Here is a 7,456-nt window from a genome sequence, read left to right as displayed (position 1 = left end):
TGGGTGATTGAACCCTATTTCCAGTACATGCACACACCCAAGTCGACACATCTAGGCATACCGCACGCATTCGATAATTATGGCGGCGCTCTATTGGCCGACTATAGCTTTACCCAAACAATCTCTTTGGGTGCGCGTGCCGAGTATCTGGAAGTGGGCGGAAAAACGGGTGAGGGGCTTAACGCCATCGCTTCATCACTGACTGACCTCCCCGCCGATTCCCACGCCTGGTCCATCACGCTGACCCCGACCTATCAGAGTGGCGGGTTCTTCGCCCGGGCTGAACTTTCCTATGTAGCTGCTTCCTGCCCCAAGGGTGATGGCTTTTCGGGAGCAAATGGTACAAACACGACACAACTGCGCGGCATGGTCGAAACCGGCTTCATGTTCTGAAACAGCGTAATGATTATGGAAAATGGTCAAGGAGTTTCTCATGATTGAATCGGTAAAAGTTTCCTCAGCGCTTTGTGCGAGCCTTGCTCTGCTCGCTGTCAGAAAACGCGCCTGGTCATTCGAAAGGCTTGGCCATGAACTGGGCGTAGAGGCAACGCTGATCAGAAAGAGTTGGCATCACCTCTTGGAAAATGCATGGCGTCTCTTTCCCGAGGAGAGATTGAGTAAGCACGCCTGGCAACCAGACGCCAGCATCAAAGCAATGATTGCCCTGGCCGCCTGCAGGTATGGATCGGAGCAGATAACGGCTGTTGCCCGACAATACGGGGTGCCTGTTCAACAAGTAAAATATTGGCGCCGCATTTTATTGTCTCGCGCCGCACAAGTCTTTTAGCTCTGGGCCTGTAGGGAAGCAACTATGTTGCCCTCATCAGGCCTCGATCTGAGTTTGCCCCGTTCAATTTTTCTATCGATCATTATCTTCATCCTTTTTTTGTTAATGCTTGGTGGCATTTACATGCTGTTTTCTTTTCATCACAAAAAGGCTTTGAGTCCGGCGATCAATGCACCGATGTTGAGCGACGAATGGTTTTCTGGATACGCCAGTGAAGCATTGAGCTCAACATCCCCCATTTTTGGTCGTTTGTTTGCACAGCCTAAAAAAGATGAAAAAAAATGGATATTGTTAAAGAAAATCGATCAACGGTTTTTATGGGTATGCACAAAAACGGCCAAAATGGGATTTTGGACATTAGATCTGGAAGGGACCCCTTTATGGAGAGAAGTGCCATTGGATCGATTAGCCTTGTCAGGATATTTGTGTGCGGAAAAAATACAAGATTTAAAATAAAAATATTGTTTATATAAATTAAATTATACTTCAGTAACGGCGGGTGCAACGTAACATTCCAAGTTGCATGCAAGATAAATTAAGGGCCAATCTTCTTCTCCAGCCACCCCAATCATGAAGACAGGTCGAATGACGTCATTTGCCTTCCGCCGATGAATGACCGCTATCGGTCTTTACCAGTCATCAGATCATAGAGAATGCTATGGCAACCAGTCGTCCGTGAGCAATGGCCTCGCCGAGTACCGCCACCCCCTGACCATGCCTGCATTATTCGCGGTAGAGTCGGGTGCGTCTGTCAAGCAAATCCAGCCCCCCTTAATTCAGGGGAAACGCAAGGATGATACTCTATTGTCCGTTAACAACATCTGTAGCATGCAAATAAAGTTGGTAACTTTTTCAAGTTATAGGCCCCTAAAATTAGCGTATTGAGATTTTCAAAAATAAATAAAGTTGGTAACTTTTCATCCGCTCAAGATCAAAGCCCCTAAATTTTGTGCAAATAAAGTTGGTAACAATCGTCATGATCATCCCCCACGAATAAAAGGTCGTAGTGAAACACCTATGACCTACAGTTGAGCATTTCAACAGGGTATTCCTTGGACTCGATCAAGAAACAATGAGTTTTTCCATTAGACATCATCCGGTTTGGAGGAGATTCACTTTGGCATTTGCTGAAAGCTGAACGATCACAAGCTCTGACCATGCACCGCCCCGGTGTTAGCCATGAGTAGGGTAGGCGCGGCCTCCACCACCAGAAGAAATTTGTTTCCAGATAGATTTGACCGGAGTTATATGCAGTCACATACTGATCGGGCGGTTGGCCTGACAGGAAATGATCATGGATGCCGATAGTACCCATAAAACGCCCCACTGCGTCCGTAAAAAAACGCCACCCACTCGGAACCATCAGGTCAATGTGCATGTGTCCGATGCCGCGTGGCAAGCCTTGCAGGCTGCAGGCCTTGCAACAGTTGAATATCCACTTTGGGACCGCTCTGAATGACACCATTGAGACCCTGGTGGTGGATGCGGAACTCCGTATATTGCTGGAGAAAGGGCGGGAAGATGATCTCGAAACCGGATAACCCCCCATATGGCGCAGCCAAACCCGCGCACAGTTTCCATCCAGGTCTGGACCGCATCTGGTGACGACGACATCCGCAGGACCCGAAAGTGCCGCACCGATCGCCTTCTCGGAACAGGACACGTTGCTCCTGAAACGTCTTGGGACTACCCTCCGCCCGCGTCTGGCGGAACTGGCCGAAGATCTGTACAGACACATACAAAGCCAACCCGAACCCCCAAACCTGCCCGGCGACGCAGATCAGGCCGCCCGTTTGCGGGCCATGCAAAAAGACTGGCTGGAGAAGCTGTTTGCCGGTCCCTACGATGGCGCTTTTTGGAATACCCAGCGGCATATGGGAGAGCGGCATATCGAACTGGCCATTCCTTTGCCGCAAATCTGGGCTACTTTCACTTTTCTGCGCACATCTCTTACCCGTGAAGCCATTCGTGTGGCGGTGACGGAACAGACCGACCCGGTAGCCGGGATCACGCCCCTACTGCGTTTGCTGGATGCCTGCCAATATGCGATGAGCACGGCCTATGAACGCAAACGCCTACACGATGCCATTCTGGCGCTGCGTCAACTGGCCCGGGTCTATGATCTGGAGGCATTTTTCCATGAAGCCGCGAAACTGGCCATTATGGAGGCTCAGGCCGACGGTGCTGGCCTGCTCTGCCAGACAGAAGGACAACAACTCCAGTATCGGTTTTTTCATGGTCTGCCGATGGCTTATCAGGCCTTTGCCAGCTGGTCATTCCCCGATCATCTGGGCACATCCGGTGCTGCCTTGCAGCGGGGAGAGCCGGTTTATGTCCCCGACTATCCCCAATCCATGTATGCCATGCCCGAATTTGTCGATGCCGGTCTGCAGGGGAGTCTGGCCATCCCCATACCCGGTCCAGAAGGCCTTCAGGGCGTTTTGGCGATCTCCTGGTTTCAGAGCCAACCGCCCACACGCATTCCGGAAGACCGCTGGGATCACCTGCGCCTCATCACCGACCTGCTGGGGGCTAATCTGCACCGCGAAAAACTCGAAATACGCATGGAAGGGCTCGCCACCCGGGATATGCTGACTGGTTTACCCAACCGTCGCGTGGTCACTGAACGGATCACGACCGCCATGGCCCGCGCGGAACGCCACCAGTGTTTGTTTGCCCTGCTCTTTCTGGATCTGGATGGATTCAAACCCATCAATGATCGCCTCGGGCATCATGTCGGCGATGAAACCCTCCAGCAGGTCGCACACGATTTACGCAGCGCCTTGCGCGGCGAAGACAGTGTCTTGCGCTATGCGGGCGATGAATTTATGGTGCTCGCGCAAGATATGACCCACATCAGTGAAGCAGAGGCCATCGCCCAAAGAATGGTGGAAACCGTACACCGGGATGTCCATAGGGGGGAACTCACTCTGCCGCTCAGCGCGAGCATCGGGGTCAGCGTCTATCCTTTCGATGATGGGAGCGCCGAAGAAATCGTCCATCATGCCGATCTCGCCATGTATGCCGCCAAGCAGGCTGGCGGCGATCAATGGCAATTTTACGATAATGATATTGGCGAGGCCCTGGCCGAAAGGCAAGCGCTCGTCCATGATTTACGGCATGCCCTTGAGCGCGGGGAATTCCGCTTGCACTGGCAACCCATTGTCACCCTGTCCCCGCGCCAGATCAGCGGAGCTGAAGCGCTGTTGCGCTGGCAACATCCGACCCGAGGCTTGTTGAGCCCCGGAGAATTTCTGGAAATCCTGGAGTCCCTCCCCCTGATGCAGGCGGTCGGGCACTGGATCATCGAGACGGCCTGCGCTCAGGCCGCGCAATGGCATAGCCAGGGGCACTGCCTGGATGTGCACATCAACCTCGCAGCCTCACAACTCGAAGACAAGGCATTACTGGATTTTCTCAAAGACACTTTGCGCCGTCACCCCACCCTGCAGCAGGATCACCTCTGGTTAGAGATCGTCGAGAGAGTCGCCTTACGTGACATTCCAGCCACAGCAGCCATGATCCGGGCCTGTCGTGAACTGGGCCTGCATTTTTCGCTGGATGATTTCGGAACCGGTGCGGCAGCCCTGCAGTATCTGGTGGAACTGGAATGCAGTGGAATCAAACTCGACAAAAGCATGGTAGATCCCATGCGCAATAGCCCCAAACATCACAAGATGGTTCGCGCCATGGTAGACATGGCCAAGACCTTGTCGATTCACGTTGTCGCAGAGGGCGTTGAGGACCATCAAACGGCAGAGATCCTGGATGCCATGGGCGTACAGCATGCCCAGGGGTATCTGTTTGCCAAACCCATGGAGGCCGCTGAAATGACCCAGATGCTGCGTTAACGCCGACGTTTGTTTTGGACACAAGCAATGACACAGAGCCAGCATTCCCCCGAGTGGTTTCACCTGAATAGTTTCAAATTTGCAACAGATGTTCTTCGTTGTTACAGTCCGTCATCAGAATACGGCACCATTATCCAGCAGAGGAATCCACAGACTTCACATAGCCTGGCGAACCCATGAGCCTTTCCGTCGACGATACCAACTTAGGGATGCTGTTGCCCATGCGCGCAGGGCACAGCATGGTCGAATATCAGCAGGCTGTTCTGACAGAATTTGCAGAATCCATTCAGGTCCATATCCCCGAACATCTATGTACGACAACGGCTGCCGACGCCATGCTGTTTTCTGATGAAGCGAGTGAAGACGGGCAACATTTTGTTTTCCGGGGCTGTGATCAGGGTGGTTTGGTATTTTCCCCGAAAAACCCGCTTCTGCCGGCTGAGCATTATCAAAACACCCTGATATTTCTGGAAATAGACAGCCGCATTTACACCTTCATTGCGCGACTTAAGTACATTTTTCAGGGGGATCTGCATTTCGATATGCCCCAAATCCTCCATAAACGCCAAACCCGTCATAATAAACGCGTCAGAATCGAAGGCAGCGTGGTTCTCGGACGCAAAAATGGCCGTACCGCCATTGCCCGCATTTATGACTTCAGTCCGACCGGACTCAGTTTTCTGACCGAAGAAACGGACTTCCTGCCCGGAGAAAGCCTATTGGCTTCGTTTGATGTTCCCGAGTGTGGTACCTGCGAAACCATTGCCATCATCGTCCGGGTCGACAACCGGCCTGCGGGGCGCGGTTTTCGGGCTCTGGTTGCGGTCAAAATGACCCTGACCCAGGCGCAACGCGCCAAGGCGGAGCAACTGTATCTCTGCAAAAAAGCCGAAGAACTCAAAAAACGTTCGGAATCTTCCCGGACCCTCCGTCCAGGGGAGTTTTATTTAAAAAACTGACTTGCAGAGCCTCAAGCAGACAGGTCTGAATGCATCATCGATAACGCCTTTCGGAATACTTCGTGCTGCTTTTGCAGCGCTTCGCGCAAGGCCGGCAAATCGGGTGCATGTTCTTGCGCCGCCTGCAGGAGTTGAACGGCTAACTGATGAATCTGCTGATGCGGGACGGCCAAGTCCTGAAAACCACGAAGGGAAGCAAACTGCATCCGGCCGGTACCATCGTACCATTTCCCCAGACGGCAGGCATGAGAATCCATGGGCAGCGGCAGGTGATCTGGAGACAGTGCCTGGGTGCCCTTTTCGGATTCGCGCAAGGCCACCTCGACGAAATGCTGGTGCGTCTCCTGTGTCGCTTCAAACTGTAATCGCGTGGTCATCTTCCGCAAATGATGCGACTTGTCCAATAAGCGCTGCACGACAGAATCGACGCCAGCCGTCTGCTCCTGAACTGCGCTGTTTTTCTGTTGCATGGCTTTTCCGGAATCTGCAATCTGTTCCATGCTCTCCCGGATTTCGACGGTTGCTTCCTGAACATGGGCTGCCAAGCTGCGTACTTCATCAGCCACCACTGCAAACCCCCGCCCATGTTCTCCTGCCCGCGCTGCCTCAATGGCCGCATTCAAGGCGAGCAGATTGGTTTTATAGGAAATATCCTTGATAGTACCCACGACCCGACTAATTTCCTGAATCTTTTTGAGCAGCAACTGCACCGAAGACACATTATCCGTAATGGCCGATTTAACCTGACCAGAACTTTGTTGCACTTCCTGCATGGCTGTTTCAATATCCGCCGCCGCCCCATCCACATTGACGGTAACCGCCCGCAAGTGCTCCACCAGTTGATGGGTTTTTTCCTGTAAACCCAATACTCGGGAAATCATGGGTTGCGCGAGGGCTTCAAAGTCGGGGTGCTCAACAAGGATCTGCTCAATACGCGGCCCATCACCTTCCAATTGGGCCTCCAGATATTCCAGTAATGCCCGTACTGCCTGACTTTCTTCTGCCACAGTTATCTCTCCTCGCTATTTTTTATCCACTGCATTAAGCACGGTCACTGATCTCAGGACCCTGTGGACGGGTAATGTCATGGGTTCTCGCTGCCGACATATCCGGAGCACCAGAGACCCCCGTGCTGCGATCAACGCAATAGCCCAGGAGGGCCTCCATGAGGAGGATATCAAGCATCCGTTCCGCCGACAGGCCAGAATCCCCGATCAATAGGGTGAGTACCCTTTTCTGAAAAGGCGTGATGCTTTCTCCGGACAGGGAATGGATTTTTCTAGCAATCTTCATCTGGCATACCCCCCATGATCGTCCCACGCAGACCGTTTCCTTTGAGGCCCGGTAAAGAGCACCCACCTACCGAACATGGGGATGCCCCAGAAAGCGGTGTAACACATCTATCAGCTGGGCATTGGTTTCCAGCAGCTCCTGAGCTAATTGCCGCGCTTGCGGACTGCCCGGTGGACCGACATGATCTCTTAGCAGTTGGTGCAGGCGGTGATGGAGCTGATCCACGTCGACCGGCAAAGCGGCGCGGTCGGGCAGCTGGTTCAACCACAGGGCCAGATGACAATGTTCTGCATCATCGCGGCCCAAGATCCGCTCCGGCAGACAGCCCTTCCCCTGGAGGTACTGAATGGATTCTTGTACGCGTATCTGGTGCGCGCCCAACAGCCCTGTATCCGTGATACCCATGAGGTGATTGCGTGGTGCAGCAGAATTACCGATGTAATTTATTATGTTAAACGCCTTTACCCAGGCTGGCACGGCCTCTGCGGGCATCGGTTTGGCAAACAGATAGCCCTGCAGGGCCGGGCAGTCCAGAGCCTCCAGCAACTGTAAATGCCCGACGGTTT

General features: G+C 53.1%; 8 protein-coding genes and 1 pseudogene. 6 read left to right on the top strand and 3 right to left on the bottom strand.

Going from position 1 to position 7,456, the window contains the following annotated elements:
- From AC2VLY_RS08970 to AC2VLY_RS08945, 6 genes are all read left to right on the top strand, one after another.
- Positions 1 to 393, top strand: a 393-nt coding sequence (locus AC2VLY_RS08970; protein ID WP_486922131.1) for an outer membrane beta-barrel protein, incomplete at its 5' end; no start/stop codon positions are given.
- A 40-nt stretch (positions 394 to 433) separates the two neighbouring features.
- On the top strand, positions 434 to 787 hold the full coding sequence (locus tag AC2VLY_RS08965; RefSeq protein WP_215883339.1) for a hypothetical protein: 354 nt from the start codon (positions 434 to 436) through the stop codon (positions 785 to 787).
- 24 nt (positions 788 to 811) lie between these two features.
- On the top strand, positions 812 to 1,243 hold the full coding sequence (locus AC2VLY_RS08960) for a hypothetical protein (protein WP_486922130.1): 432 nt from the start codon (positions 812 to 814) through the stop codon (positions 1,241 to 1,243).
- Between the two features lie 929 nt (positions 1,244 to 2,172).
- Entirely contained in the window at positions 2,173 to 2,328 is a 156-nt protein-coding gene (locus tag AC2VLY_RS08955) for a hypothetical protein (protein ID WP_486894351.1), read from the top strand.
- Between the two features lie 60 nt (positions 2,329 to 2,388).
- Entirely contained in the window at positions 2,389 to 4,638 is a 2,250-nt protein-coding gene (locus tag AC2VLY_RS08950; protein ID WP_486894349.1) for an EAL domain-containing protein, read from the top strand.
- Positions 4,639 to 4,814: 176 nt separating this feature from the next.
- Positions 4,815 to 5,597, top strand: a complete 783-nt coding sequence (locus AC2VLY_RS08945; RefSeq protein ID WP_486894348.1) for a PilZ domain-containing protein — start codon at positions 4,815 to 4,817, stop codon at positions 5,595 to 5,597.
- An 11-nt stretch (positions 5,598 to 5,608) separates the two neighbouring features.
- Here the strand turns inward: AC2VLY_RS08945 and AC2VLY_RS08940 are convergent, their stop codons facing one another.
- From AC2VLY_RS08940 to AC2VLY_RS08930, 3 genes and pseudogenes are all read right to left on the bottom strand, one after another.
- Complete coding sequence (locus tag AC2VLY_RS08940; RefSeq protein WP_486922129.1) at positions 5,609 to 6,604, bottom strand: methyl-accepting chemotaxis protein; 996 nt, start codon at positions 6,602 to 6,604, stop codon at positions 5,609 to 5,611.
- A gap of 34 nt (positions 6,605 to 6,638) precedes the next feature.
- Positions 6,639 to 6,890, bottom strand: a complete 252-nt coding sequence (locus AC2VLY_RS08935; protein ID WP_031573920.1) for a hypothetical protein — start codon at positions 6,888 to 6,890, stop codon at positions 6,639 to 6,641.
- 66 nt (positions 6,891 to 6,956) lie between these two features.
- A pseudogene (locus AC2VLY_RS08930) lies at positions 6,957 to 7,456 on the bottom strand (hypothetical protein); the annotation flags it as partial.

The sequence above is a fragment of the Acidithiobacillus sp. TH-A36 genome (assembly GCF_057473445.1).
This window is presented reverse-complemented; position numbering and strand designations above follow the sequence as displayed.